The following is a 25,094-nucleotide window of genomic DNA, read 5'->3' as shown; positions in this document are numbered from 1 at the left end:
TTTCCAATGTAGGTCGCTGTTCCGCTGTTTCCATCCGCGCCGTGATTACCGTGAAATGGCCGGGGGTAATCACGCTGACTATTCGGGCCTCAGCGCGGCGTCGCGCAGCCGCTCGTAGTAGGGCAGGTGGTATTCGAGGTGGGCCCGCAGCACCGGGTCCTCGGCGACCTTCTCGGCGGCATTCCCGGGGCCGCCGCCCCCGCCGCGCGCGAAGCCGGTGGTCCGGCTCGTCGACTCGTGCCAGCGGCTGGTCGTCTGCCACTCCGACCGCATGCCCGGCCGCCAGTTGAGCGCCTCCGGCACGAACGGGATCCCGACCGCCGCGCAGTAGGCCCGCACGGTCTCGGCCGGCCGGTCGAGCAGGTCGTCGGAGTCGACCACGACCGGGGTCACCCCGGTGGCCGACCGGACGGCGTCGAAGATCTCGTACAGGCGGGCGAAGCCGATCTCGTCGCGCCCGAGGTCGGGATTGAGCCTGACGTGCGAGGCGATGGCCTCGGCGGGGTGCCGGACGATGAACGTGTGCGTCGCGGCGGCGAGGAAGTCGCGGTCGGCGAGCAGCGCCGGATAGTGGAAGTCCGTGGTGTCCTTGAAGTACACCGGCGTCCGCGCCGCGAGGGCGCGCAGCGCGGCCAGCACCTCCTGCTCGGTGCGGGCGACCCGGTCGCCGACCTTCACCTCGCCGAAGTCGACCACCAACGAGAACGGCTCGTGGACGACGACGCGGTCGTTCCGCTCCGCCATCATCCGCGCGAACGCGGTCGAGCGGCAGCGCGGCGCGCTCCACAGCGCGAGCACCGGTAATCGCTCAGGAATGCGTTCCACGATTTCTCCTTCCGCTCATTGTCTTATTCGTCAACAATGGCACGGGCCTCTCGTAAGCCGGGTAAGCGAAACACGCAGCCGCAGGCCGGGAGAGTCAACATGACGCTTCCCCGGAATTGCACTTGTCGCGGACGCGCCTATCACGGCACGCCCCGTAACGTCGCTTGCGACGCCTATTACGGGGAGGTCACGTGTCAACCGGGATCGCGGTACTCGCCAGCAGGGTCGGCGCCGACGAGAAGAGGCTCTTCGACGCGCTCGACCGGCGCGCGGTGCCCTACGACCACATCGACACGCGCCGGCAGTGGTTCACCGCCGGGCGGCGCGACCTGCCCTGGGGCCTCGTGCTGAACCGGGAGATCGGCCAGTACCGCGCGGCCTACGCCGCCCGCTGCCTGACCGCGGCCGGTGCCGAGGTGGTCAACAGCGCGGAGGCGACCGAGGTGTGCGGCGACAAGTGGCGCACCACCCTGGCGTTCGAGGCCGCCGGGCTGCCGACTCCGCGCACCGCCCTCGGCCTCACCCCGGAGGCGGCCCTGGACGCACTGGAGTCCATCGGCTATCCGGCGCTGATCAAACCGCTGGTCGGCTCGTGGGGGCGGCTGGTGGTCCGGCTGCCCGACCGCGCCGCCGCCGAGGGCGTCTTCGAGTACGTCTCCGCGCTGCCCGGCCCGCAGTCGCACCTGGGATACGTCCAGGAAATGATCGACAAGCCCGGCCGGGACATCAGGGCCGTCGTGGTCGGCGGCCACCTGGTCGGCGCGGTCTACCGGACCGGCGACGGGCTGCGCACCAACGTGGCGCTCGGCGGCCGGACCCTTCCGTGCGAGACGACCCCGGAGATCACCAAGCTGTCGATCGACGCCGCCGCCTCGGTCGGCGCCGACATCGCGGGCGTGGACCTGATCGAGGACCACGACGGACGGCTGCTGGTGCTGGAGGTCAACCACCGGGTCGAGTTCTCCGGCTTCCAGTCGGCGCTCGGCGGCCGGGTCGACGTCGCGGACCACATCGTCGAACACTTACTGGAACGGGCGCACCGATGAACTGGGCATTCACTTCGTCCGGCGACATCACCGAGACCTACGCCGCCGGACTGCTGCGCGGGATGCTGGAGATCCCCTCCCCGTCCTACCAGGAACGCGCGCTGGCCGACTTCCTCGCCGAGGCGATGGAGGACCTGGGCTTCCAGGCGCACATCGACGGCGTGGGCAACGTCGTCGGCGTGATCGAGCGCGGTCCCGGCCCCACCCTGATGCTGCTGGGCCACCTCGACACCGTCCCCGGACGGATCCCCGTCCGCTCCGTCGACGGCCGCCTCTACGGCCGGGGCGCGGTGGACGCCAAGGGCCCCCTCGCCGCGATGATCTGCGCGGCGGCCGGCGCGGCCGACTTCCCCGGCCGGATCGTGGTGATCGGCGTCGTGGAGGAGGAGACCCCGCGCTCGCGCGGCGCGATGGCGATCAGGGCCACCCACGACCGCCCCGACGCGCTCATCGTGGGCGAGCCGAGCGGCTGGTCGAGCGTGGTGCTCGGCTACAAGGGCAAGCTCGACCTGCGCTACACCGTCCGGTGCCCGGCCACCCATCCGAGCAACCCGATGCCGAAGGCCTCCGAACTGGCCGTCGCCTGCTGGAACGCGCTGGTCGACCTGCTCGGCCCCGACGTGGGCCACGACGTGTTCGCCCGGCCGGGCGCGACGCTCTGCCAGCTCAACGCCGACCTAACCACCGCCACGGCCGACCTCAGCGTCCGCACCCCGCCGGGGTTCGACGCCGACGCCCTCGTGCGCGGGCTGCGCGACCGGCTGCCGTTCGGCGAGCTGGAGGTGCTGAACTCGGTGGCGGCCTGCCGGGCCGGGCGGGGCAATCCCGCCGTCCGGGCGCTGGTGACCGGCATCCGGCGGCTGCACGCCCAGCCCCGGCTGGTCGTCAAGACCGCCACCTCCGACATGAACACCCTCGCCGAGGTCTGGGACATCCCGATGGCCACCTACGGTCCCGGCGACAGCCGGCTCGACCACGCCGACGACGAGCACATCGTGCTGTCGGACTACCTGCGCGGCATCGACGTGCTGTCCATCGCCATCGCGGAACTGGCGCGGCTGCCGGAGAGGAGCCTGCGATGACCGGCATGTCCGAGCGCCTGGCCGCGCTCCCCGCCGAGCGCCGGACCCGGTTCCTCGCGCTGCTGAAGGAGCAGGCCGAGGCCCGGCGCGGCCCGGCCCCGCGCGGGAACACCGGCCCGGTCCCGCTGTCGGCCGCCCAGGAGAGCCTGACGTCGGCGTCCGAGGCAGGGCTGCGGCTCCGGCTCCACGGCGACCTCGACGTCGGGGCGCTGCGGTCGGCGCTGGCCGCCGTCGTGGCCCGGCACGAGGCGCTGCGCACCGCGATCGTCGAACGCGAAGGCCGCCCGGCGCAGGTCGTGGCCCCGGCGGTCCCGGTCGAGCTGCCCCTTCTCGACGTGGCGGCCGACCTCGGGCCGATCGACCCGGAACGGGCCCCGCTGTGGCGCGCCGCCCTGGTCAGGGTCGCGCCGGACGAGCACGTGCTCCACTTCGCCGCCCACCCCATGATCTTCGACGAGGCGTCGATCGGGGTGCTGACCCGCGAACTGGCCGAGGTCTACGGCGGCGACCCGAAGCTGCCCGACCTGCCCGTCCACTACCCCGACTACGCGGCGTGGCAGCGCGACCAGCGCGCCGACGCCGGACGCGACGTCCTGGCCGGGGCCGAGGTGCTGGAGTTCCCGACCGACCGGCCCCGGGGCGGCGCCCCGTCGTTCGCCCCGTCGTTCGAGGTCGCCGGTTTCGAGCTCTGGCCCGAAGGACTGGAGCGGGCCGGGCAGCTCGCCCAGGAGGAGGACGCGACCCCCGCCGACGTCTGCGCCGCCGCCTTCCTCACGCTGCTGCGGCGCTACTGCGGCCTCGACGACCTGGTCATCGGCTCGCCCGACCCGAACCGGCGCTTCGACTCCGTGTCCTCGGTGATCGGGCCCTTCGCCACCGTGCGACCGCTCCGCGTGGACGTCTCCGGCGACCCCGCCTTCCGCGAGCTCGTCCGGCGGGTGAGCCGGGCCGCCTCCGACGCGCTCGACGCCCCGCCGCCGGCCGAACCGGCCTTCCCCATCACCTTCGGCGCGCAGGACCCGGTCACCCCCGGCTTCCCGGGGCTGGTGGCCTCGGAGGAGGACGTGCCCGCCGGGGACTCCCGCTTCGACATGAGCTGGAGCCTGCGGGGGAGGCGGCTGCGGGTCTCGTACGACACCGGCCTGTTCGACCGGGAGAGCGTCGCCCGGTTCGCCCGCCACTACGACGCGCTGCTCCGCGCCCTGACCGCCGACCCGGACGCCCCGCTGTCGGCCGCCGAGATGCTCAGCCCCTCGGAGAGGGCGTTCCTTGCCGAGGTCGGCAGCGGCCCCGTGCGGCCGATCCGCGAGACCACGATCGTGGAACAGTTCGAGGCGCGGGTCGCCGAGGCTCCCGACAGCGTGGCGGTGGTCGCCGAGGACCGGGAGACCACCTACGCCGAGCTCAACGCCCGCGCCAACCGGCTCGCGGCGCTGCTGCGCGAGCACGGCGCCGGGCCCGGCGCGCGGGTCGGCCTGTGCCTGCGCCGCACCCTCGACCTGCCGGCGGCGATGCTCGCCGTCCTCAAGACCGGCGCGGCCTACGTGCCGCTCGACCCGGCTCACCCGCCCGCCCGGGTCGCGGAGATCGCCGCCGACGCGGACCTGCGCGCGGTGGTCGCGCACCGCGAGGTGGCCACGACCGTGGCCGACGTCGCCGCCCCGGTCGTGATCGTGGACGACCTGAGCGCCGGCCTCCCCGAGGACAACCCGCCCCTGGCGGCCCGGCCGCACGACGTGGCGTACATCATCTACACCTCCGGCAGCACCGGCCGCCCGAAGGGGGTCCTGCTCGAACACCGCGGCGTGGTCAACTTCACCGACTCCACGCGGGACCTGTTCGGCCTGACCCCGGCCGACCGGGTGCTCGGCTTCGCCTCGGCGACCTTCGACGTGTCGGTGTTCGAGACGTTCTCGGCGCTGCTGACCGGGGCCCGCCTGTGCGTCGCCACCGACGACGAACGGCTGTCCATCGACCGGCTCCAGGCGCTCATGGAACGCCAGGGGATCACCGTCATCGACCTGCCGCCGACCGTGATGCCGCTGCTCGCGCCGGAGAGGTTCACCGACCTGCGGATCGCGTTCGTCGGCGGCGAGGCGTTCAGCGGCGAGCTGGTCAACCGGTGGAACCCGGGCCGGCGGCTGTTCAACGGCTACGGCCCCACCGAGTGCACCGTGACGATGATCGTCGAGGAGTGCGCGGGCACCTGGGACGCCTCCCCGCCGATCGGCCTGCCCATGGCCAACCACGTCGCCCACGTGCTGGACCGCGACCTGCGCCAGGTGCCGGTCGGGGTGCCCGGCGAACTGGTGATCGGCGGGGCCGGGCTGGCGCGCGGCTACCTCGACCGGCCCGGGCTGACCGAGGAGAAGTTCGTCGCCGACCCGTTCGGCACCGCGCCGGGCGGACGGCTCTACCGGACCGGCGACCTGGTCAAACGGCTGCCCGACGGCCGCCTGGTCTTCCTCGGGCGCCTCGACCAGCAGGTCAAGATCCGGGGGCTGCGGATCGAGCTCGGCGAGGTGGAGTCGGCGCTGGCCGCCGTGCCCGGCGTGGGCCCGGTGACGGTGCGGGCGTGGAGCGACGACACCGGCGCGAAACACCTGGTCGGCTACGTCACGGGCATCCCCGGGGACCGGGTGCCGTCGGTGCGCGAGCACCTGGCGACGGTGCTGCCGTCGTACATGATCCCCTCGTTCTTCGTCGTCCTGGACGAGCTGCCGCTCACCAGCAGCGGCAAGGTCGACTGGCGGCGACTGCCCGCGCCCGACCCCCGGTCGGCGGGCGACGGACCGGCCGACGAGCCGCGCACCGCGACCGAGAAGGCGCTGCTCCGTGACGTGGTCGCCCCGCTGCTGCGCGACGACCGGCTCGGCGTCCACGACGACTTCTTCCAGGTCGGGGGCAACAGCCTGCAGGCCGCGCAGCTCATGTCGGCGATCAACCGCAGGTTCGGCGTGGAGGTGTCGCTCGCCGACTTCTTCGTCTCGCCGACCGTCGCGCACCTGGCCGCCGCCATCGACTCCGCCTCCGCGGACGTCTCCGAGGGCAAGGCCGTGCGGATGCGGGGGCCGGAGCCCGCGCGGCTGATCCTGGTGCACCCGTCCGGCGGCGAGCTGTTCTGCTACGTGCCGCTGGTCCGGGCGCTGCGCGAGGGCGTCGGCGTGGCCGGCTTCCCCGCCACCGCCCCGCCCGAGAGCATCCCCGCGACCGCCGCCGAGATCGCGGCGGCCCTGAAGGACGCCCCCGAGCCCTTCTGCCTGGCCGGGTGGTCCTACGGGGGAGTGCTCGCCTTCGAGGTCGCCAGGCTGCTGGAGCGGGAGACCGGGGCCCGGCCGCCGGTCGTGCTGCTCGACGCCTTCCACGACGAGGATCCGCACGACCTGGACGAGCCGACGATCCGGCGGCGGTTCGCCCACGACGTCGCCCGGCTGACCGGCCAGGACGTCTCCGCCGACGACGAGCTGATGGACGACCGCTACGCCGTCTTCCGCGCCTGCGCGCTGGCCCTCCAGGACTACCGCCCCTCCGGCCCCTACGGCGGCCCGGTCACCCTGCTGGCCGCCTCGCCCAAGCCGGGTTTCGACCAGCAGTGGCGGGACGTGTGCACGGGCCCCTTCGCGAGCCACGAGGTGCCCGGCGACCACTACACCCTCTTCGCCGAACCGGCCCTGAGCCGGATCGTCGCCGAGATCGAACGGACGCTCTGACATGCGATACGGATTCACCGAGGACCAAGAGCGCTTCCGGGCCGACGTCCGGAAGGCGCTGCGCTCCGCCGAGGTGCGGGCGGCGGTCGCCGAGGCCACGGCGGCCGACGGCGTCGAACCCGACCAGCGGCCCCTCTACCGGCTGCTCGGCGGGCTCGGATTGCTCGCCGTCCACTGGCCCGCCGAGTTCGGCGGCGCGGGCCGCCCGCTCACCGACGCCGCGATCGTCGCGGAGGAACTGGTGCGCGCGGGCGTCCCGGACACCCTGCACGTCAACACCATCCAGATCGTCGGCCAGTTCCTGCTGATGGCGGGCGACGACGAGCAGAAACGCCGCCACCTGCCCGCCCTCGCGCGCGGCGAGCGGTTCGCCTCGGTCCTCTACACCGAACCCGACGCCGGATCGGACCTGGGCGCGCTGCGCACCGTGGCCGAACCGGACGGCGACGGCTACCGGATCACCGGCACGAAGGTGTTCAGCCTCAAGACCCGCTTCGTCCACCACGGCCTGTGCGCGGCCCGCACCACGCCTGGCGCCGGGAAGTACCAGGGCATCAGCCTCTTCCTCGTCGACCTGGCCGCCCCCGGCGTGACCGTGTCGGTGATCCCCGGGGTCAGCGACGAGCAGTTCCACCAGGTCGACCTCGACGCGGTGCCGGTCTCCGGCGCCGACCTCATCGGCCCGCGCGACCAGGGCTGGCCGCTCCTCAACGAGGCGCTGGCCATCGAGCGCACCGGCCTCGACTACTTCCTCAAGGCCGAACACTGGCTGGACGCCGCGCTGGAGACGCTGCTCGACCGGGAGGCCGACCACTACCTCGAACAGATCGGCCGCTGGGACGGCGCGCTCGCCGCCGACCACGTGCTGGCCTGGGAGGTCCTCACCGGCCTGGCGGCCGGCCGGGTCGATCCGGTCGCCGCCGCCGTCGCGAAGTACCACAGCAGCGAACTCGCCCAGAGCATCGCGATCTGGGCCGCCGGCCTCCCCGACGCCCGGCAGCGGGCCGGCCGCACCCGGGCCGCCGTGACGCTGGACTCCGCCTACCGGGAGGCGCCGGGGCTGACACTGTCGGCGGGCACCTCCGAGGTGATGCTCCAGATCATGGCCACCGCGTTCGACTCCATCGGACAAGAGAGGCGCTGACGTGGACCTCACCCCCGACCCGATGATCGTCCAGTTGCGCCGGGCGCTGCGCGCGGCCCTCGCCCATGTGCCCCTCCAGGCCGAGGTGCACGGACCGCCGGTGGCCGACGCCGCCGCGGTGCTCGACGACCTGGGCGTGGCCGACTACGAACGGCCCGTCCCCGCCGGCGGCCTCGACCTCGGCCTGACCGCCGGGGTGGTCGTCAGCGAGGAGCTCGGCCGCGCGGCCTGCGGGAACCCTTACCGGGCCGACGCGCTGGCCGCCGACGTGGGCCGCCCTCCGGGGATGTCCCTGGCCGGGTTCGAGGCGCTGCCCGTGGGCGCCGGGGTCACCGCGACCCCGCGCGCGGGCGGCTGGGCCCTGACCGGCGCCGTCGTCGCCGACGGCCCCGGGCCGTATCTGGTCGCCACCCGGATGGACGGCGAGCCGGTGCTCGCCGAGGCGTCCGAGGGCGGCGGCGGGCCGCAGGTCGTCCGGTTCGAGGACGCCCCGGCCACCTTCGTCGCGCGGCTGGACGACGCGCTGTCCCGCGCCCGGCTCCGCCAGGCCGCCTACCTGCTCGGCATCGCCGACGGCGCGCTCGAGATCGCGGTCCGGCACACCGGCGTCCGGCGGCAGTCCGGCACGCGGCTGCGTGACCTCCCGGCCGTCGCCTTCCCGCTGGCCCGCGCCATGGTGGCGGTCCGCGCGACCAGGGCGGCGGTGTACCGGGGATCCTGGCTGGCCGACCACGGCCACGACAAGGCGGGCACCGCGCCGATCGTGGCGCTCGCGACGGCCGCCGAGACCGCCCGCGACGTGGTGCGGACCTGCATGCAGGCCTGCGGGGTGCGCGCGATGACCCCGGAACTCGGCCTGCACCGCCACTTCAGGCTGGCCGCGGCCGAGGCCGGCCGGTGGGGCGAGCCCGCCGCCCTGTGGCGGCTGGCCGGCGCCGCCCGGCTCGACCGGGCCCGGCGGTCAGGCCGGCGCGATGAGCCCGCATCGGTAAGCCAGTGAGACGAGCTCGGCGCGGTCGCGCACCCCGAGCTTCGTCCGCACCCGGTAGAGGTGGGTGCGGACCGTGGCCACCCCGATCGTCAGCGCGCGGGCGACCTCCTCGGTCGACATCCCCCGGGCCACCATCTGGGTCACCTCGCGCTCCCGGGGGGTCAGCTCGGTCACCTCCGGGCAGGGCTCGGGTGGAGCAGTGTCAGGCTGTTCGCGGAACCAGGTGACCAGGCGCTGCGCGATGTCCGGCGCGAGCACCGTCCGGCCCTCGGCCGCCGCCCTGATCGCGGCGACCAGCTCCTGCGGGCTCGCGTCCTTGCACAGCAGGCAGCACGCCCCCGCGTGCAGCACGTCGCTGACGGTCTTGTCGGCGTCCGAACCGGTGAACACCACGATGTTGGGGGGCGCGTCCTCTTTGCCGAGCCGGCGGATCATCTCCAGTCCGGAGATGGTCCGTAAGTTCAGATCGGTGATGACGACGTCAGGTCGCTCCGTGCGCACCAGGACGATGGCCTCCATGCCGTTGTCCGTGGTGTCGATCACGTCGATGTCCGGTACGGCGTCGAGCAGCGTGCGCATGCCGTCTCGGATCACTGGCAGTTCGTCGCAGATCAGAGTGCGAATGGTCATGGTGTGACGCCTCGATGAGGTAGCTGGGAGCCTCGCCCGGAATAACCGCCGGTCTCTCTGTTTAATTTGCGCACCAAAACAGCGTTCCGGTCAGCGTTGAAAGAAGAACTGCAGATCAGCGGAAGTGCGGTGGTGGACCTGGCCGTGTGGATCCCCTGATCACCATCGAAAGTGCCCCCTTTATCCCGACTGAGAACCTGGTGGCAGTTGCCCCTTCCCTACCGGGGTAAACGGGATCACCGAAAAGGCCGTCCCAATCAGTCATTGATTCCCGACCGACATGGCGCCCTCGGCGCCCGGACGAAACGGAGAACCTCATGAGCCTGGTCGACGTGCACAACGAATGGGACCCGCTGGAGGAGATCGTCGTCGGCACCATGGCCGGCGCCCGCGTGCCCCTGGCCGACCGGAGCCTGCACGCCGTCGAGTACGCCGACGTCGAACCGGACCACATCCCCTCCGGCCCCTACCCCGAGGACGTGGCCGAGCAGACCGAGGCCGAACTCGACGAACTGGCCGACCTGCTGAAGAGTCTCGGCGTGACCGTCCGCCGCCCCGGCGGCCGCGACCACCAGGCGATCACGTCCACCCCCGACTGGAGCACCGACGGCTTCTACGACTACTGCCCCCGCGACGGCTTCCTCACGGTCGGCAACACCCTCATCGAGTCGCCCATGGTGCTCCGCTCCCGGTTCCTGGAAGGGTTCGCGTACAAGGAGCTGTTCCTGGAGTACCTGGAGAGCGGCTCGCGCTGGCTGTCGGCCCCCAAGCCGCGCCTGACCGACGACATGTACGAACCCAAGGCCCCCGAGGGCCAGCGCCTGCGCAACCTCGAACCCGCCTTCGACGCCGCGAACATCCTGCGGTTCGGCACCGACCTGCTCTACCAGGTCTCCGACAGCGGCAACCTGCTCGGCGCGCAGTGGCTCCAGGCCGCCCTGGGCGACCAGTACACCGTCCACCCCTGCGAGGGCCTCTATCCGTCCACCCACATCGACTCGACCATCGTCCCGCTGCGCCCCGGCCTCATGCTGATCAATCCCGCCCGCGTCAACGACCGCAACATGCCCGACTTCCTGCGCGGCTGGGACACGGTCGTCTGCCCCGAGCTGGTCGACACCGGCTACATCGGCGACCACCCGAAGTCGTCGGTGTGGATCGGCATGAACTTCCTGGTCGTCGCCCCCGGGAAGGCCCTGGTGGACCGGCGGCAGACGGGGCTGATCAAGGAGCTGGAGCGGCACAAGGTCGAGGTGATCCCGACGCAGCTCACCCACGCCCGGAGCCTGGGCGGCGGCATCCACTGCGTGACGCTGGACGTCCGGCGGACGGGCGAACTCGCCACCTACCGGTGAGTCACCAGCCGTCCCAGCCCTTCCAGCGGTACCAGTCGCCGGTGAGATGGTCGTACTCGTCGTCGCCGGACGACTGCGGAACCCCGCCCGGCGAGTGGGCGAAACCGCGGACGCCGTCCGACCCGTTGTCGATCGCGAACGCGACGCCGTCGGGGGTGTCGTCGCCGTCGACGTAGAGGGGCTCCTGGCAGAGGCGGTAGAGACCGGCGTCGTGGCAGGCGTGGTCCGCCTCGGGGTCGATCGTGGTCACGAGGCGGTCCATGGCGGCGTGGGAGAGCGCGAACCGGGCCTGGAAGGAGACGTCGGTCGCCAGCGCCACCATGACGCCGATGGTGATCGCGAACGGCGCGGCCAGGAGAAAGGGCGACCGGCTGCGGTGGGCGGTGAGGGTCAGCCAGACGAGATAGACGAGCAGGAGGGGAATCCAGCCGAAGAGCACGAAACTGAAGAGAGACAGCCCGTCCCAATAGGGGACGCTGGCGGCCCAGAGCGTCGCCATGGCGAGCAGCGCGAACACGACCGCGAATAAGCCGGCGAGCGGTTTCGCGGTCGTGGTGTTCACGCAGAAGAGGCTATATTGACCGGCCCTTTCTTGGAAACGAGGAGAAAAGGGCTGTCAGGCATTCACCGTGTTCCGGTTCTGGCTGAGCTGAACGAGGCTCAGGCCGAACATCAGCACGCCCAGCGGAACATGGACGACCTTCCATCCCGCGATCCCCAGCGCCACCTGCGCCAGCGTCAGCCCGAGGAACAGCGCGGCCCACCGGACCGGCTGGGAGGAGCCCCCGCGCCGCCACAGCACGGCCGCGACGACCATGTGCACCACCGCCACCGTGAACATCGTGTACGCCGACGCGCTGTGCAGGGCGAGCCCGCTCGGCGTGGTCAGCAGCAGTCCCGCCGTCACCGGCGCGATGAGGAGCACCGCCGTCCGCAGGACGACCAGAACGCGTGACACCATCGTCTTATCCCTCCATCGTCCAGGCCCGGAGCTTCTCCGGGTTGCGGACCGCCCAGATGTTCGTGATCCGGTCTCCGGCCACGTCGAACGCCATCACCGTCACCGTCACGCCGTCGCGCCGCGCCACCAGGCCCGGCTGCCCGTTGACGGTGCGCTCGACGATCGTCAGGCCGGACAGGGCTCCGGCCAGCTCGACGGCGTACCGGACCACCTGGTCGACCCCTTCCAGCGGGCGCAGCACCGCGTCGGCCAGGCCGCCCCCGTCGGCGGTCACCGTCACGCCGGGGTCGAGCAGGCCGATGAGGGCCTCGATGTCCTTGGCCTCCCACGCCTGCCGGAACGCCCTGACGACCTCCGCCCGCCGGGCCGTGGGCGCCGCCGGAGCCGCCAGCACGCGCCGCCGGGCCGAGGAGGCCAGCTGGCGGCAGGCCGCGGGGGTGCGCCCGACGATCTCGGCCACTTCGGCGAACGAGTGGCAGAAGACGTCGTGCAGGACGAACGCCACCCGCTCGGCCGGGGTCATCGACTCGAGCACGACCAGGAACGCCATGCTGACCGACTCGTCGAGGGTGACCCGGTCGGCCGGGTCGTCGGTCCAGTCGGGCACCGGTTCCGGGATCCACTCGCCCACGTAGCGCTCGCGCCGGACCCGGGCCGATCCCAGCAGGTCGAGGCAGATCCGGCTGGCCACGGTGGTCAGCCACGCGCCCGGTGAGGCGATGGCGTCCCGCTGGTCGCGCGTCAGCGCGTACCAGCGCGCAAAGGTCTCCTGGACGACGTCCTCCGCGTCCGCCAAGGAGCCGAGGAGCCGGTAGGACAGGTTGATCAGATGTCGGCGTTCACTCAGTTCGGCTGTCACGATGCCCCCTTCCGTCGCCTCTTCGACGAGACAGCCTCCCGGAATGTGAGGCCTCACAATCCGGCCCGTCACGTCGTCGGACTGACCATGACCGAACTCCAGTCACGCCTGCCCGACCCGATGAGCCATTTTCCCGGCATGGGAGCGCTCGCGGTCGGCATGACCAAGGCCGCCCACAACGGCGCGATCCCCGACACCACCGTCCACCTGGTCCATCTCCGGGCCGGTCAGCTCGTCGGCAGCACCTATCACACCGTCCGGCAGACCGAGAACCTCCGCGGGGCGGGGGAGACCGAGGACCGCATCACCGCCGTGGCGTCGTGGCGCGACGCGCCCTTCTTCACCGACGCCGAACGGATCGCGCTGGAACTCGTCGAGGCGGTGCTGACCCCGAACCCGTCGGGGGAGCGCGTCCCCGACGAGCTGTTCGCGCGGGCGTCGGCGCACTACGACGACAAGGCGCTCTGGACGCTCACCGTCGCCATCGGCCAGATCTGCTTCTTCATCCCCGTGGCGCTGATCGCCCGGCCGATCCCCGGCACGCCGATCGGCAGGAACTACAGCCCTGTCAGCCGACGGTGAAGCTGACGTCTCCGTCGGAGAAGTACATGAAGTCGCCGTCGCCGCCGATCGAGGCGTCCGACCAGTCGGAGTGCGCCGACCAGGGGCCGTCGTCCTGGGCGTCGCCCCCGCCGCCGAAGGCCGCCGTCTGGTCGGGGTCGTCGGCGATCAGCGCCGCCGCGCCGAGCCCGGCCACCACGCCGACGGTGGCCGGGGTCCAGAAGCGGGTCTCGCCCGGCTCGCCCGCGTAGGCGGCGGAGAAGCGCCGGGCCTGGTCGAACTGGCTGCTGAAGAGGGCCATCGTGGGTCTCCGGAGATCAGAAGTCGGCGAAGCGGGGAGCAGGGAGCCGGTCGCGGGCGGCGCGCAGGTGGTCGGCGATCTCGCCCCGCCGGAACGGGACCCCCGGGCCTGAGGGATACCGGCGCAGCACGTCGAGGGCGGCCAGGCGGCGGGCCACCCCCGGCAGGGCCGCGGTCTCGGCCAGGCGGCGGGCGGCCGACCAGCGCAGCGGGAAGACGTTCTCGGTGATCACGTAGGACAGCACCGGCAGCCCGGTGCCGACCAGGGCGTTCCAGCGGTCGAGGACCGTCGCCCAGCCCCGCGCCGACTGGGCGGTGGCCTGGTTCCTGCGCTGGTCGCCCTGGCTGCGCGCCGCGTAGGCCTGCGACAGGCCGGACACCGCGAAGACCGGGTTCACCAGCGCGGCGGCCCCCAGCGACACCGCCGCCCCGCCGTAGCTGACCTTCGGCAGCTCCGCCGGGTCGAGGTCGATCAGCCGCTGCACCTGGGCGGCCAGCTGACCGACCTCTGCGGCGGCGCGCTGCACCGGGGCGAGCGCGGCCCGCAGCGCGGTCTCGTCGGACTTGAGCCAGGCGGGTTCCGGCCCGGTCACCAGCAGGGCGTCACGCTGGCGGATGAAGGCGGGCAGGACGTGGGCGACCTGGTCGAGGTGGCGCTGCACCTCGGTCAGCCCGACCTGGAACACCGCCGCGTCCGGCTCCGTCACCGGACGGCCCAGGTCGGCCCCCTCCCCGAGCAGGGCGGCGTGGAGCTCGTAGAACGGGCCGAAGATCGTGTAGAGGAGGTAGTCCTCCTCCAGCCCGACCGCCGCCCGCACCATGTCGGGGATCTGCCCGGGTCCCGCGTCGAGGTGGCCGCGGGTGCGCAGCTCGACGTGCAGCGCCTGGATCAGCTCCGGCGGCCCGGCCACGGTCAGGTCGCTGCGCTCGCTGGTCAGCCGCAGCCGCCCGGGGGAGCCCTCGATGCTCCTGATCGAGGTGTAGGCGATCCGCACCCCCGTCTCCGGCCCGCGGATCCGCAGGCCGTCGGGCGTGCACGCCAGCGCGACCGGCCGCCCGTCGGACAGCTCGGCGGGGAAGATCCCCGAGGCGAGGGTGCGCTCGGCGGCGGCCCGGATCTTGGCGTGCTCCCGCAACCGGCGGCCGAAGGCCGACGACCCGCACGTCCACCGCCACCGGACCGTGCGCCGGGTTGAAGATCACGAAGCGTTCGGCCGACCCGGCCACGCGCAGCTCCGGGTCGTCCAGGTCGAAGGCGGCCACGACCCGCTGCGAGTCGGTCGCCTGGAACTCCAGAGTGTCGTCCCCGAGCACGCAGTCGGCCGTCCCGCCGGCCAGCCCCCGGATCGTCACCGGCGCGGACGTGCCGACCGTGCCGGGAACCGACGCGGCCGTCGACCGGAAGACCTTGAGGAAGGCGTCGCGGACCTGCGGCGTCACCAGGTGCAGCAGCGCCCCGCTCAGGAACCGCCCGTCGAGGAGCGCGCCGCCCCGGACCTCGACGGCGCTCGGCCCGTGGGCGGTGACCGCGATCCGGTTGACCGGCCACTCCACCGGGACCGCCCCCCGGTCCCGCAGCCGCAGCCGCCCGCCCGACAGCACGACATAGGCGGTCAGCTCGGCCGGCTCCCCGCCCTCCTCGTAGTGAGGCGTGACCGACACCGCGCACGGGCTGACGAAGTCGAGCCCCGCCGCGTCGGGCAGAAGCCGCCCGCCCAGCCCCGTCAGGGCGTGCAGCGCCGGCGGGTCGAGCGGCCCCGAGGCGAGCTGGAGCGCCCGGCCGCCCGGCAGCCGGACGTCGGAGACCAGGCGGGTGCTCCGGTCGGCCAGCGTGACCGAGACGTCGGCGTCGGCCGCCGGGTCGAGCGCGGTGACGGCCGCGTTCCCGAACCCGCCGGTGTCGTGGACGTACACGGCGGGCCGGTCGGTCAGCAGGAGGGACCGGGCGCCCGTCCAGGAGAAGCCGCTGGACTGCTGCTCCTTCGACGTCGGGTGGACGCTGCTGTCGAACACGACCCGGCCCCGGACGGGCCCCCACGCCACGGCCATGGCCGCTCCTTCTGTACGCCCCTGCTCCCGAACCCCCGCATCATCTCGTCAGCGGGTGCCGCCGAACACGTACAAATCCATATTCGGCTACCTGCTGATGTAGTGGAGGATGACGCTGTGCACGTGGTGGGCCTTCTGCTCGCCCCGGAAGTCCATCTCGTAGACGTGCGTGCCCACGTTGATGGCGATGGCCCCGGAGGAGAAGAACGACCCGGCGAACGACTTGTTGCTGACCACGCTGACGCTGGTGATCTTCGAGTAGGGGATGCTGGTGATCGCCAGCTTCTTCCCGACGAACGACTTGTCCTGCACGATCACGCGCCGGTCGGTCAGCCCGAGGAACCCGGTCCCGACCCCGACGGCGTCGTAGACGGCGATGATCTGCTCGCCCTGCATGAGCCCGCTCTGGATCTGCTGCAGCTGCTCGGGGCGGTCGTGGGGGATCGAGGGGTGCACGGTCTTCTCCTGACGTCGGGCGGCCTTTCGGCCGATGCTACGAGCGCGCCTACGATCGGCGGATGACCACGCACGGATTCGCGCTCACCGCCCGCGGCCCCTACGACTTCGCCGCCACGCTGCGGTTCGTCGAGCACTGGCCGGCGGCGAGCCTCCTTCCGTCCGACGGCCGCACGCTCCGCTTCGCCTTCTGCCCAGAACACGACTGGCTTCCCACCGGTGTCGCCGTCACCGCCGCCCCCGGCGGCGTCCGGGTCGAGACCACCCGCCCCGCCGGTCCGGGGCTGCGCGGCGAGGTGGCCAGGATCCTCTCCCTCGACGTCGACGGCGCGGGCTTCGAGCAGGTGGGCGGCGCGGATCCCGTGCTGGGGGAGCTTCGGGCGGCCCACCCGGGGCTGCGGCCGATCTGTTTCTGGACGCCGTGGGAGGCGGCCGTCTGGGCGGTGATCGTGCAGCGGTCGTCGATGCACATCGCGGCGACGCTGAAGCGGCGCATCGCCGAGAAGTTCGGGGCCAGGATCGTCGTGGACGACGCCGAGCACCCCGTCTTCCCGCCTCCGGTCACCCTGGCCGACGCCGACGGGTTCGGGCTGCCCGCGCAGAAGGAGGAGTGGATCCGCGGCCTGGCCAGAGCTGCCCTCGACGGTGTTCTGACCAGCGAATACCTGCGCGGCGTGCCGCCGGAGGAGGCGCTGGCGGAGCTGCGGGCGCTGCCGGGCGTGGGCCCGTTCTCGGCCGGGCTGATCCTCATCCGGGGCGCGGGCGCGCCCGACGCCTTCCCCGGCGACGAGCCGAGGCTGTTCGGGCTGCTCAGGGAGGCCTACGGGCTGCCGGACGACACCTCACCCAGGGAGTTCAGGAAGCTCGCCGAGGCGTGGCGGCCGTTCCGGTCGTGGGCGTCGTTCCTGTTCCGCGCGGGCAGCTGACGCCAGCGGGGAAGTGCGGCTATTGACGCACAGTTACCGATTTGCCCATTTTAGATAGGTATGCCTGACTGGACCGCTCCTTGCCGCCCGGGACCCCGGTTGTCACGCTCGACTGGTCAGCCGGAACCAGCCTCGGGGGCGCCACATGGCGGTGTTCGACGGTCACGACATGCGCGCCTACCTCGAACGGGTCTCCCGCCATCCCATGGTCCGGTCGATCCGCGACGAAGGGCTGGCCCTGCTGGACGTCCGGCCGGGGGAGCGGGTGCTCGACGCCGGGTGCGGGCCCGGCGACATGGCCGCCCGGTTCGCGGACCTGGGGGCCCGCGTCACCGCGATCGACGCCGACCCGGTCATGTCGGGCGCGGCGGCGGAGATCCCCGGCGTCACCGCCGAGACCGCCGACCTGGCCACGCTCGACCGGCCGGGCCACTACGACGTCGTCTGGGCCGAGCGCCTGCTCCAGCACGTCCCCGACGCCGACCGGGTGATCGGCAACCTCGTGCGGTCGCTCGCCCCCGGCGGCCGGATCTGCCTGATCGACGTCGACTGGACCGGCCTCGTGGTCGACGGCGTCGACGAGGAACTGGCCGGGCAGGTGCTCGGCGTGTTCCGCACGGTGGTCCCCCACCCGTCGATGGGCCGCACCCTGCGCCGCCGCCTGGCCCGCCAGGGCCTCGCGAAGACCGAGGTCAGGGCGTTCCTGGGAGTGTCCACCGACCTGGCCGACGCGACGGCGGTCATCCCCGTCCTCGACGAACGCCTGATCCCGGCCCCGCCCTCCTGGTTCGCCGCCGTGGCCGAGGCCGACCGGGCCGGGGAGTTCCTCACCGCGCTGCCCCTCTACCTCGTCACGGGGTCGGCATGACGAGCGTCGGCGTCCAGGCCGTCTCCGTCGACGTGCACCACCCCGGCGGCGCGTTCGGCGGCGAGCCGTGGCAGCGGGAGCTCATCGGCTTCCGCGCCCAGGTGCTCCAGGGGCTGGGCCTGCCGACCGGCCAGGACCGCGACGGCCACGACGACGTCGCCTGCCACCTGATCGCCCGGCTCCCCGGCGGCGAGATCGCCGGAACCGCCCGGTTCGCCCCGCTGGAGGACCTCGACCCGAGCTGGGTCCTCGATCTCGAACCCGAGGCCGCCGACCTCCTCCACCGGGAAGGACTCCGACCTCACGACGTCGTGGAAGGCGGCCGGTGGCTGGTCGGGGCGGCGCACCGGCACGGCGGGGTCGGGCGGTCGCTGGTGCTGGCGGGCGCCGAGGTGGCCCACCGGATGGGGCGCACGATGGTCTGGGTGCTGGCCGGCACCGCCCACGGCCAGGACGTCCTGCTCACCCGCATGGGCTTCCGCGCCGCCTCCGACCGGATCCATCCCATGCCGGGCCTGGGCTACCCCGTCCGCCTGCTGACCGCCCGGCCGAGCCGGATCCTGGGCAGGAGCTGAGTCACAGCAGCTGAGTCACAGCAGCTGGGTCACAGAGCGGGGAACCGGTGGACCCAGCGCCGCTGCCAGGGCGTCTCGACCGCGCGCCGGTTGTGGTGGGCGCGGGTCCAGGTGATCGCCTCGGCCGGGGAGAGCCCCGTCAGGGTGGCCAGGCAGGCGATCACGGTGCCGGTGCGCCCGACGCCGCCCCGGCAGGCCACCTCCACATCGGCCCCGGCGAGCGCCCGGTCGTACAGGCCCCTGATGGCGCGGGCGGCGGCGACGGGGTCGGCGGGGAGCCAGAAGTCGCGCCAGCGGACCCACTCCGACGGCCAGGTCACCTCCGGCGCCCGTTCCAGGACGTACAGGCCGAAGTCGGGGAGGGGGCCCGGCGGCAGGGGCCTGCCGAGGCCGCGGCCGCGCACGGGGGTGCCGTCGGGCAATTGGAGGGAACCGGTCAGCGTCACCCCTCCATGCTCTCTTACCATCGGGTGCCATGACCGAACTCCCGAAGATCAGCGGTCCGGCCGTCCGGGCGCTGGCCGAGGTGGACTGCCACACCCTCGAAGACGTCACCCGCCACACCGCCAAGGAGCTGCTGGCGCTCCACGGCATGGGGCCCAAGGCCATCCGCATCCTCACCGAGGCGCTGACCGCGGCCGGGCTGTCGTTCCGCGATCCCGATAAGATCGAGCGATGACCGAAATGACCGAAACCGCGGCGGGCTGGCTCTCACCCGAGGAACTCTCGCTCATGCGTGAGCGCCTGCCGATCCTCTACGTCGACGCCGTGCCGGTCCGCGCCGACGAGAACGGCGTCGTCACCCACGTCGGCCTGCTGCTGCGCATCGACGGCGACGGCAACGTCAGCCGCGCGCTGGTCTCCGGCCGGGTCCTCTACGGCGAGCAGGTCCGCGACGCGCTCCTGCGCCACCTGGAGAAGGACCTCGGCCCGGTCGCGCTGCCCCGCGTGCCCCTGTCGCCGCAGCCCTTCACCATCGCCGAATACTTCCCCACGCCCGGCGTGACCCCCTACCACGACCCCCGCCAGCACGCCGTGTCGCTGGCCTACATCGTCCCGGTCGCCGGTGACTGCGCCCCCCGCCAGGACGCCCTCGACCTGGAGTGGTTCACCCCCGAGGAGGCCGCCTCCCCGATCGTCCAGCAGGAGATGACCGGCGGCCAGGGCACCCTGCTGAAGCAGGCCCTCGCCTACGTCGGCCGCATCGTCTGACGTCGCCGGGCGGTTCACCGGGGCTGTTCATCGGGGCTGGTAGCCGCAGCGCGCGCCCGTCCGCACGGTCGCGCGCAGCTCCGCCCCCATGGCCGCGTCGAGCTCCTCTATCCGCCCGAGCGCTCGCCGGATCGCCTTGCCGACCGCCACCCGCGCCCGCTCGCCGTCGCCGGTGAACGCCCGCGACCGGCCGCCCAGCCCGGTCGCCGCCGCCAGTTCCGAGGCCAGCCACGTGTGCTCGGCCCGCAGCGCCGCCGCCCCGTCGGCGTCGGTGAGCGCCTCCCGCTCCTCGATCGCCTCCTGGAGGCGGACCAGCTGGTCTTCGTAGGCCCGCCGGGCCGTCGCGTCGATCACGGGCTGGTCGGGCGGCTGGTCGGGCACCCCGGCCAGGTCGGCGGCCGGGATCTCGCGCCCCGGGTTGGCGATCAGCATCGCCAGGTGGCCCATGCCGACGCTGTGCTCGACCAGGACCGAGCGCCCCCCGAGATCGATCCGCCAGTGCCGTCCGTGCCGCCGGGCGGTGGCGGGGGAGGGGCCGAGGGCGCGGCGCGACACCGGGGCCGGGAGCTCCATGCCCAGCTCGGCCGCCTCCTTGGTGGCGATCTCCAGTTCCCGCAGCGCCAGCTCGTCGCGGGCGCCGTGCCGGGCGGCCAGCGCGTGGCCGAGACGCCAGCGCGACAGCACGGTCGCGGGCCAGTGGCCGAGGGCCAGGTTGTCGCGGACGGCCGCCTGGAAGTGCCCGATCGCGCGGTCGAGCTGGCCCATCGTCAGGCTGGCCACCCCCAGCGGGTGGTGGGCCGAGCCCAGGCAGGTCACCCCCAGGCTGGCGATCACGGGCGCGGACTCGTGGGGGAGCAGCAGGTCGTAGACCTCCGCCGAGATCGCCTCGTCGCCGAGGAGGTGGGCTGTCTCGGTGACGCCGTACAGGGTGAAGAGCCAGGTGCTCGACCGGGGCAGCGCCGCCAGGTCGCGGCCCCGGATCCGGGCCAGCATGCCGGTCGCGAGGCGGTTCTCCCCGGCGGTCGCGGCGGCGAGCGCCACGGCCGACAGGTAGCTGTTGTCGATCGCGCTCAGGACGGGGTTGTCGGCCTGCTCGTGGAAGACGTCGAGCAGCTCGGCGATCCGGCCCTGGAACCAGCGGATGCTGCCGAGCTGGCCGCCGTACCACCCCGCCGCGTCGCGGTCCCCGGCGGCGGCCCCCCGTTCGGCGCTGGCGGCGGCCAGGTTCTCGGCGTGCCCGAAGCGGCCCTGGCGGATCGCCAGCATCACCTGGATCGTCCCCGCGATGAACCCCGCCGCCAGGTGGGGCCCTCGTTCCACCAGCGCGACCAGTTCCCGCAGCCCCCGGTCGGCGTGCGGGTCGCCGAGCAGGAACAGGTCGACGGCCCGCCACATGACGCCCATCACGACGTCGCCGGGCCGGCCGGTGCGGGCCGCCTGGCCGATCATCTCCTGGGCCAGGGTCAGCCGCAGCGACGCGTGCTCCGGGCCGAGAAGGCAGTGGTGGGCCAGGCTGAGCGCCTCGACCAGGGCGACGGGGTCGCCCGCGAGGCGGGCCTCGGCGACCTCCCGGAGGATCGCCTCATGGGTGCCGCAGCGGTAGTCCTCCTCGCCCGCGAGCCGGATGCGTAGCCGCCTGGCCAGGCCCGACCCGGGGTCCTCGGCGTCGAGCGCCGCCCGCTGGCGGGCGCGGATCGTCGCCTCGCCCTCGCCGGTGCGGTGCTCGTGCACCCAGATGCCGCTCAGGCCGAGCGCCGACCGTGACATCCCGTCGCGGTCGCCGTCGTGCTCGGCCTGACGCCACGCCAGCTCGAACCACTCGCGGGCGGCACGCAGATCTCCCCCGACGTGTAACGCGTCTTCCCCGGCCGCCAGAGCCGTGCCCCGTCCCTGGCGGTCCCCCTCGTGGGCCATCCCGCTCCTTCTCGTACGTATCAGCGCGTACGTGAACAAGTGATAGACCTTCCGCTTGCATCAGCCTTTCTCACCGCTTGACGGGTCAGGTGATGTCAAGACGGTCGATAAGGGTGTCGTGCGTGCGGAACGTCAGGGTGCCCGGCCCGTTGTAGCCGTCGCCGGACACGTGGACCGAGACCGTGGTCGTGTCACCCGTGGTGCGCGCCCCCGTGACCACGAGCTTGGTGCGGGCGCCGACGTTGGACCCGGCGTCCCATTCGGCGATGCGGTCGCGCCCCTCGAAGCAGCGGCCGAAATCCACGACGACCGCGTCTTCGGCGAACGCCCCCAGGAGAGCCGCGCCGTCGCCCCGGTTGGTGGCGTCGATCATCTGCTGGATGGCGGGTAGAAGCGGATCCATCGCGGTCCTCGCTATGTGCTCGGGTATGTGTCCTTGTGGGCCACATCCCCGCTCACGAGGACGATATGCGGGTCATGACGTGCGGTGAACGTGGGCGGCGGCCATATCCGGCTCCTCTTTTGTGGCGGTGGCATACGCCACAGCCGCCCGCCGGCCGGGAACGAACGCCATGATCAGTGCCGCCAGCATGGCGGCCACCGCCCCCAGGATGAACGTCAGCTTGAATCCGTCAAGGGTCGGCACGAGGATCCCGGCGAACGGCTGGGTCATGTGGGCCAGCGCCACGCCGACGACCGCGCTGGCGGTGGAGGTGCCCACCGAGCGCATCAGCGCGTTGAGGCCGTTGGCGGCGGCGGTCTCGGTCTGCGGGACGTTCGCCATGATCAGGGCCGGGATGGCGGCGAAGGCCAGCGCCATGCCGGTCGAGGTGATCATGCTGACCACGATGAGCTGCCAGGGGGCGCTCAGCAGCCACAGGGCGGCGACGTCCCCCAGGGCGAACAGCAGCGCGCCGGTCATCAGGGAGACCTTCGCGCCCTTCCAGGCCGACAGCCGGGCCGACAAGGGCGAGACGAAGATCATGACCAGGCCGCCGGGGGCCATGCACAGGCCCGCCACGAGCATCGACTGGCCGAGCCCGTGGCCGGTCGCGGCGGGGAGCTGGAGGAGTTGCGGGATGGCGAGCGCCTGGGCGTACATGGCGAAGCCGATGGCGATGGAGGCGAGGTTGGTGAGCAGGACCGGCCGCCGCGCGGAGGTGCGCAGGTCGACCAGCGGCCCGGGGCGGCGCAGCTCGTAGAGGCCCCAGACGGCCAGGATCGCCACGGCCGCGCCGAACAGGCCCAGCGTCAGCGGGGAGCCCCAGCCCCAGTCGCCGCCCTTGGTGATGGCCAGCAGCAGGGACAGCAGGCCGGCCGTCAGGCCGATCGTGCCGGGCACGTCGATCCGGCCGCCGCTGCGCGCGCTCGACTCCGGCACCAGCGTCCAGACCAGGACCGTCGCGATCAGGCCCAGCGCGGCGGCCCCCCAGAACAGCAGGTGCCAGCTCGCGTTCTGGGCGATCGCGGCGGCGGCCGGGAGCCCGAGGGCGCCGCCGACGCCGAGTGAGGAGCTCATCAGGCCCATCGCCGAGCCGAGCCGCTCGGGGGCCAGTTCGTCGCGCATCAGGCTGATGCCCAGCGGGATCACCCCGGCCGCGCAGCCCTGCAGCGCCCGGCCGACGATCATCGGGACGAGCGAGGAGCTCAGCGCGCCCACCACCGACCCGGCCACCAGCAGCCCCAGGCAGATCAGCAGCAGCCGCCTCTTGCCGAACATGTCGCCCAGCCGCCCGGTGACCGGCGTCGCGACCGCGCCCGCGAGCAGCGTCGCCGTCAGCACCCACGTGACCGAGGCGGCGTCGGTGTGGAGATACCTCGGCAACTCGGGCACGATCGGGATCACGATCGTCTGCATGACCGAGACCACGATCCCCGCCGACGCGAGAGCTGCGATGACCGCGCCACCGCGGGGGACTGGGGGGTTCACTGTGGAGCCTTTCGTACCTTTTGGGTAGATCGGATGCATCCTACGGGTGCTCGTCCCGCTCCCTCCGGCCCGGGTCCCCGGCTGTTGGCCGATCGGCCGTCTTTTCTGTGCGGAACACCTGGTGAACATCCTCACCAATGTCACCAACAGCAATCAGGTCGTGAAATCCACTTAAGTCAGCTGTACTGTTCGGTCGACAATTCAATTACTTCCGTACGGGTGGGAGGGGTCGTGGCCGACGTACTGACGGAATCTCGCCGGAGCGTGGCCGCCCGTTGGCGGGAACGCCTGGTGCAGGGGAGCCGTCACGGGCAGCGCCACTGGGCGACCAGAACGGCCTACTACGCGGCCTGCCGCGAGGTGGCCGAGGCCGAGGGCCAAGTGGGGAAGAGAGTGCTGGACGTGTCGGGGGGCTCGACCAGCACGCTGTACACGGTCGTGGGGCCGAGGGCGCGTCACTCGCTCGCGGCGGCGTACGGCGGGGATCTGCCCGAGTGCTTCGGGCGGGTCGACGCGCTGGCCGAACTGGCGCGCGAGACCGTGGTGTGGACTTTCTGGTCCTACCGCGATAGCTGGCTACAGACGCTGGAGACGGGACCGGCCGGCCGGATGGCCGCCGCCGAGGGGCTGGTGCTCGCGGTGGCCGACTTCGCCGCCGACCATCCCGCGCTGCTGCGGGCCACCAAACTGGAGCCGCCGGTCTGCGCGGTTGAGGACCTGATGGCGGTCTTCGGCCCCGGGGCCGGCGCCCGCGACGTCTTCCGCCTGCTGCAGAACGTGATCGCCGACGCGTCGCGGGGGCTGCACGTCCCGGCCGAGGTCGTGCTCGACGGGGTCCGGCCCGCGCTGGCGGAGCGGCTGGCGGGTGTGGAACGTGCCAGCCCGCCGCTGGGCGTGCTGGCCGACGCCGTCGTCGGGGTGCTGTCCGCCCCGCTCGGCCTCCCGGAGCGGCTGGCCGCCGCCGACCTGCTCCAGGCCGCGGCCGAGACGCTGCGCCGGACCATCAGGACGGAGGATCGGGAACGTGACAACGGTCCCCGTGCTGCCTGACGGCGGAGCCCCGGCCCCCGAGCCGGGCGGCGCTGGAAGCGACCGGGCCTGGATCGCCCGCCTGCGTGCCGTCGTGCGCGCCGGCGGGCCCTCCGCCGCGGCCGAGCTCGGCGACCTGCTGGCCAGTGCCCGCGCCCATCTGGGCGCCTCCCACTCGATCGCGCTGCGCATCGCCGCCGCGACCGAGGAGGAGCTCGGCCACACCCGCCCGGTCGACGGCACCGTGGCGGCCTGGGCGGCGGTGCACGCCGAGGCGGGCGTCTCCCTCGGGCCGGACGACCCGGTCACCATGGAGATCGCCAGCGGTCACCTGCGCTGGCTCTCCCGCCGGGCCGGCCCTGACGACCTGCGCCGCGCGCTGACCGCGCAGCGCGCCGAACTGGCCCGGCGCCGCGAGACGCTCGGCCGGCACGACCACTGGACCGGCGTGGCCCGCGCCGACCTGGCGGCGACGCTCCTGACGCTCCCGCTGGCCGAGCCGGACGACCGGCGGTGCCTGGCGGAGGCGGCCGACCTCGCGGCGGAGGAGGTGGGACGGCGGGCCGGCGTCCTCGGCGGCGACCACGTGCTGACCTGGGAGGCCCGCGCCCTGGAGGCCTCGGCCCGGCTCGCGGCGGTCCAGGCGGGCCCGCCGGAGAACGGGCCGGGGC

General features: G+C 73.1%; 28 protein-coding genes. 16 read left to right on the top strand and 12 right to left on the bottom strand.

Annotated elements, in window-relative coordinates; genetic code table 11:
- Positions 1-78: 78 nt before the first annotated feature.
- Positions 79-825: a sulfotransferase-like domain-containing protein gene (locus AW270_RS17790; protein ID WP_157522162.1), complete on the bottom strand. Its 747-nt coding sequence runs from the start codon at positions 823-825 to the stop codon at positions 79-81.
- A 191-nt stretch (positions 826-1,016) separates the two neighbouring features.
- Here AW270_RS17790 and AW270_RS17785 point away from each other — a divergent pair, with 191 nt between their 5' ends.
- Genes AW270_RS17785 through AW270_RS17765 form a run of 5 tightly spaced genes read left to right on the top strand, consistent with a single transcriptional unit; the run spans position 1,017 to position 8,807 of the window.
- On the top strand, positions 1,017-1,871 hold the full coding sequence (locus AW270_RS17785) for a RimK family alpha-L-glutamate ligase (RefSeq protein WP_061295461.1): 855 nt from the start codon (positions 1,017-1,019) through the stop codon (positions 1,869-1,871).
- A complete protein-coding gene (locus AW270_RS17780) occupies positions 1,868-2,953 on the top strand; it encodes a M20/M25/M40 family metallo-hydrolase (protein WP_061295460.1) in 1,086 nt (361 codons plus the stop codon). The genes AW270_RS17785 and AW270_RS17780 overlap by 4 nt, the downstream gene beginning before the upstream one ends.
- On the top strand, positions 2,950-6,663 hold the full coding sequence (locus AW270_RS17775; protein ID WP_061295459.1) for a non-ribosomal peptide synthetase: 3,714 nt from the start codon (positions 2,950-2,952) through the stop codon (positions 6,661-6,663). Before AW270_RS17780 ends, AW270_RS17775 begins: the two co-directional genes overlap by 4 nt.
- Before the next feature lies 1 nt (position 6,664).
- Positions 6,665-7,807, top strand: a complete 1,143-nt coding sequence (locus tag AW270_RS17770) for an acyl-CoA dehydrogenase family protein (RefSeq protein ID WP_061295458.1) — start codon at positions 6,665-6,667, stop codon at positions 7,805-7,807.
- Between the two features lies 1 nt (position 7,808).
- A complete protein-coding gene (locus tag AW270_RS17765; RefSeq protein WP_061295457.1) occupies positions 7,809-8,807 on the top strand; it encodes an acyl-CoA dehydrogenase family protein in 999 nt (332 codons plus the stop codon).
- On the opposite strand, the gene AW270_RS17760 is transcribed toward AW270_RS17765, so the two are convergent.
- A complete protein-coding gene (locus AW270_RS17760; RefSeq protein WP_061295456.1) occupies positions 8,769-9,428 on the bottom strand; it encodes a response regulator in 660 nt (219 codons plus the stop codon). The two genes, AW270_RS17765 and AW270_RS17760, sit on opposite strands and share 39 nt — an antisense overlap.
- A 317-nt stretch (positions 9,429-9,745) precedes the next feature.
- On the opposite strand from AW270_RS17760, the gene AW270_RS17755 reads away from it, so the two are divergent.
- Positions 9,746-10,783: a hypothetical protein gene (locus AW270_RS17755; RefSeq protein ID WP_061295455.1), complete on the top strand. Its 1,038-nt coding sequence runs from the start codon at positions 9,746-9,748 to the stop codon at positions 10,781-10,783.
- 1 nt (position 10,784) lies between these two features.
- Here AW270_RS17755 and AW270_RS17750 read toward each other — a convergent pair whose 3' ends face one another.
- The 3 genes from AW270_RS17750 to sigJ are packed head-to-tail and all read right to left on the bottom strand — an operon-like array spanning position 10,785 to position 12,603.
- Entirely contained in the window at positions 10,785-11,345 is a 561-nt protein-coding gene (locus tag AW270_RS17750) for a hypothetical protein (RefSeq protein WP_061295454.1), read from the bottom strand.
- A 54-nt stretch (positions 11,346-11,399) separates the two neighbouring features.
- Entirely contained in the window at positions 11,400-11,744 is a 345-nt protein-coding gene (locus tag AW270_RS17745; protein WP_061295453.1) for a hypothetical protein, read from the bottom strand.
- A gap of 4 nt (positions 11,745-11,748) precedes the next feature.
- Positions 11,749-12,603, bottom strand: coding sequence for an RNA polymerase sigma factor SigJ (gene sigJ, locus AW270_RS17740; protein WP_245674749.1), 855 nt, complete (start codon positions 12,601-12,603; stop codon positions 11,749-11,751).
- Between the two features lie 87 nt (positions 12,604-12,690).
- Between sigJ and AW270_RS17735 the strand changes: the two genes are divergently transcribed.
- Positions 12,691-13,185 (top strand): carboxymuconolactone decarboxylase family protein, encoded by a 495-nt coding sequence (locus AW270_RS17735; RefSeq protein ID WP_061295452.1) that lies wholly within the window; start codon positions 12,691-12,693, stop codon positions 13,183-13,185.
- Here AW270_RS17735 and AW270_RS17730 read toward each other — a convergent pair.
- Both AW270_RS17730 and AW270_RS40575 read right to left on the bottom strand, forming a co-directional pair.
- Positions 13,172-13,465 carry a hypothetical protein gene (locus AW270_RS17730; RefSeq protein ID WP_061295451.1) on the bottom strand — a complete coding sequence of 98 codons (294 nt, stop codon included), beginning with the start codon at positions 13,463-13,465 and terminating at the stop codon, positions 13,172-13,174. The two genes, AW270_RS17735 and AW270_RS17730, sit on opposite strands and share 14 nt — an antisense overlap.
- A 16-nt stretch (positions 13,466-13,481) precedes the next feature.
- The gene (locus tag AW270_RS40575) at positions 13,482-14,600 is read right to left on the bottom strand and encodes a hypothetical protein (protein WP_061295450.1); all 1,119 of its coding nucleotides are present in this window, start codon (positions 14,598-14,600) and stop codon (positions 13,482-13,484) included.
- Between the two features lie 56 nt (positions 14,601-14,656).
- On the opposite strand from AW270_RS40575, the gene AW270_RS40570 reads away from it, so the two are divergent.
- Positions 14,657-15,073 (top strand): hypothetical protein, encoded by a 417-nt coding sequence (locus tag AW270_RS40570; protein ID WP_061295449.1) that lies wholly within the window; start codon positions 14,657-14,659, stop codon positions 15,071-15,073.
- Between the two features lie 42 nt (positions 15,074-15,115).
- Complete coding sequence (locus AW270_RS40565) at positions 15,116-15,616, top strand: hypothetical protein (RefSeq protein WP_061295448.1); 501 nt, start codon at positions 15,116-15,118, stop codon at positions 15,614-15,616.
- Here the strand turns inward: AW270_RS40565 and AW270_RS17710 are convergent.
- On the bottom strand, positions 15,601-15,969 hold the full coding sequence (locus AW270_RS17710) for a PH domain-containing protein (protein WP_245674748.1): 369 nt from the start codon (positions 15,967-15,969) through the stop codon (positions 15,601-15,603). The two genes, AW270_RS40565 and AW270_RS17710, sit on opposite strands and share 16 nt — an antisense overlap.
- Positions 15,970-16,031: 62 nt before the next feature.
- On the opposite strand from AW270_RS17710, the gene AW270_RS17705 reads away from it, so the two are divergent.
- The 3 genes from AW270_RS17705 to AW270_RS17695 all read left to right on the top strand — a co-directional run bounded on the left by AW270_RS17705 (position 16,032) and on the right by AW270_RS17695 (position 18,338).
- The gene (locus tag AW270_RS17705) at positions 16,032-16,895 is read left to right on the top strand and encodes a DNA-3-methyladenine glycosylase family protein (RefSeq protein ID WP_061295447.1); all 864 of its coding nucleotides are present in this window, start codon (positions 16,032-16,034) and stop codon (positions 16,893-16,895) included.
- A 145-nt stretch (positions 16,896-17,040) separates the two neighbouring features.
- Positions 17,041-17,763, top strand: coding sequence for a methyltransferase domain-containing protein (locus AW270_RS17700; protein ID WP_061295446.1), 723 nt, complete (start codon positions 17,041-17,043; stop codon positions 17,761-17,763).
- On the top strand, positions 17,760-18,338 hold the full coding sequence (locus tag AW270_RS17695; protein WP_061295445.1) for a GNAT family N-acetyltransferase: 579 nt from the start codon (positions 17,760-17,762) through the stop codon (positions 18,336-18,338). The genes AW270_RS17700 and AW270_RS17695 overlap by 4 nt, the downstream gene beginning before the upstream one ends.
- Positions 18,339-18,367: 29 nt before the next feature.
- Here the strand turns inward: AW270_RS17695 and AW270_RS17690 are convergent, their stop codons facing one another.
- Entirely contained in the window at positions 18,368-18,805 is a 438-nt protein-coding gene (locus AW270_RS17690; protein ID WP_061295444.1) for a protein-tyrosine phosphatase family protein, read from the bottom strand.
- A gap of 8 nt (positions 18,806-18,813) precedes the next feature.
- Between AW270_RS17690 and AW270_RS17685 the strand changes: the two genes are divergently transcribed.
- Both AW270_RS17685 and AW270_RS17680 read left to right on the top strand, forming a co-directional pair.
- On the top strand, positions 18,814-19,017 hold the full coding sequence (locus tag AW270_RS17685) for a helix-hairpin-helix domain-containing protein (protein WP_061295443.1): 204 nt from the start codon (positions 18,814-18,816) through the stop codon (positions 19,015-19,017).
- Positions 19,014-19,550 (top strand): NUDIX hydrolase family protein, encoded by a 537-nt coding sequence (locus tag AW270_RS17680; RefSeq protein WP_082801625.1) that lies wholly within the window; start codon positions 19,014-19,016, stop codon positions 19,548-19,550. The genes AW270_RS17685 and AW270_RS17680 overlap by 4 nt, the downstream gene beginning before the upstream one ends.
- Before the next feature lie 27 nt (positions 19,551-19,577).
- Here the strand turns inward: AW270_RS17680 and AW270_RS17675 are convergent, their stop codons facing one another.
- The 3 genes from AW270_RS17675 to AW270_RS17665 form a co-directional block, all read right to left on the bottom strand.
- Positions 19,578-21,464, bottom strand: coding sequence for a hypothetical protein (locus AW270_RS17675; protein ID WP_061295441.1), 1,887 nt, complete (start codon positions 21,462-21,464; stop codon positions 19,578-19,580).
- A gap of 85 nt (positions 21,465-21,549) precedes the next feature.
- Complete coding sequence (locus AW270_RS17670; RefSeq protein ID WP_061295440.1) at positions 21,550-21,867, bottom strand: nuclear transport factor 2 family protein; 318 nt, start codon at positions 21,865-21,867, stop codon at positions 21,550-21,552.
- Positions 21,868-21,939: 72 nt separating this feature from the next.
- Positions 21,940-23,394, bottom strand: a complete 1,455-nt coding sequence (locus tag AW270_RS17665) for an MFS transporter (protein WP_275477762.1) — start codon at positions 23,392-23,394, stop codon at positions 21,940-21,942.
- Positions 23,395-23,625: 231 nt separating this feature from the next.
- Between AW270_RS17665 and AW270_RS17660 the strand changes: the two genes are divergently transcribed.
- Both AW270_RS17660 and AW270_RS17655 read left to right on the top strand, forming a co-directional pair.
- Entirely contained in the window at positions 23,626-24,444 is an 819-nt protein-coding gene (locus AW270_RS17660) for a hypothetical protein (RefSeq protein WP_157522159.1), read from the top strand.
- A partial coding sequence (locus AW270_RS17655) for a hypothetical protein (protein ID WP_218009252.1) occupies positions 24,419-25,094 on the top strand: 676 nt, incomplete at its 3' end. The genes AW270_RS17660 and AW270_RS17655, both read left to right, overlap by 26 nt.

The organism is Herbidospora cretacea (assembly GCF_001570605.1).
Classification (GTDB): domain Bacteria; phylum Actinomycetota; class Actinomycetes; order Streptosporangiales; family Streptosporangiaceae; genus Herbidospora; species Herbidospora cretacea.
The sequence above is the reverse complement of the archived record's forward strand: the minus strand, read 5'-3'. Positions and strand labels throughout refer to the sequence as shown.

What these genes read in the sequence shown, in the direction of transcription:
- AW270_RS17780 (WP_061295460.1), top strand. Translation starts at nt 1,868, where the DNA reads ATGAACTGGGCATTCACTTCGTCCGGCGACATCACCGAGACCTACGCC.
- AW270_RS17775 (WP_061295459.1), top strand. Translation starts at nt 2,950, where the DNA reads ATGACCGGCATGTCCGAGCGCCTGGCCGCGCTCCCCGCCGAGCGCCGG.
- AW270_RS17770 (WP_061295458.1), top strand. Translation starts at nt 6,665, where the DNA reads ATGCGATACGGATTCACCGAGGACCAAGAGCGCTTCCGGGCCGACGTC.
- AW270_RS17760 (WP_061295456.1), bottom strand. Translation starts at nt 9,428, where the DNA reads ATGACCATTCGCACTCTGATCTGCGACGAACTGCCAGTGATCCGAGAC.
- AW270_RS17755 (WP_061295455.1), top strand. Translation starts at nt 9,746, where the DNA reads ATGAGCCTGGTCGACGTGCACAACGAATGGGACCCGCTGGAGGAGATC.
- AW270_RS17745 (WP_061295453.1), bottom strand. Translation starts at nt 11,744, where the DNA reads ATGGTGTCACGCGTTCTGGTCGTCCTGCGGACGGCGGTGCTCCTCATC.
- AW270_RS17735 (WP_061295452.1), top strand. Translation starts at nt 12,691, where the DNA reads ATGACCGAACTCCAGTCACGCCTGCCCGACCCGATGAGCCATTTTCCC.
- AW270_RS17730 (WP_061295451.1), bottom strand. Translation starts at nt 13,465, where the DNA reads ATGGCCCTCTTCAGCAGCCAGTTCGACCAGGCCCGGCGCTTCTCCGCC.
- AW270_RS17705 (WP_061295447.1), top strand. Translation starts at nt 16,032, where the DNA reads ATGACCACGCACGGATTCGCGCTCACCGCCCGCGGCCCCTACGACTTC.
- AW270_RS17700 (WP_061295446.1), top strand. Translation starts at nt 17,041, where the DNA reads ATGGCGGTGTTCGACGGTCACGACATGCGCGCCTACCTCGAACGGGTC.
- AW270_RS17695 (WP_061295445.1), top strand. Translation starts at nt 17,760, where the DNA reads ATGACGAGCGTCGGCGTCCAGGCCGTCTCCGTCGACGTGCACCACCCC.
- AW270_RS17690 (WP_061295444.1), bottom strand. Translation starts at nt 18,805, where the DNA reads ATGGTAAGAGAGCATGGAGGGGTGACGCTGACCGGTTCCCTCCAATTG.
- AW270_RS17685 (WP_061295443.1), top strand. Translation starts at nt 18,814, where the DNA reads ATGACCGAACTCCCGAAGATCAGCGGTCCGGCCGTCCGGGCGCTGGCC.
- AW270_RS17680 (WP_082801625.1), top strand. Translation starts at nt 19,014, where the DNA reads ATGACCGAAATGACCGAAACCGCGGCGGGCTGGCTCTCACCCGAGGAA.
- AW270_RS17675 (WP_061295441.1), bottom strand. Translation starts at nt 21,464, where the DNA reads ATGGCCCACGAGGGGGACCGCCAGGGACGGGGCACGGCTCTGGCGGCC.
- AW270_RS17670 (WP_061295440.1), bottom strand. Translation starts at nt 21,867, where the DNA reads ATGGATCCGCTTCTACCCGCCATCCAGCAGATGATCGACGCCACCAAC.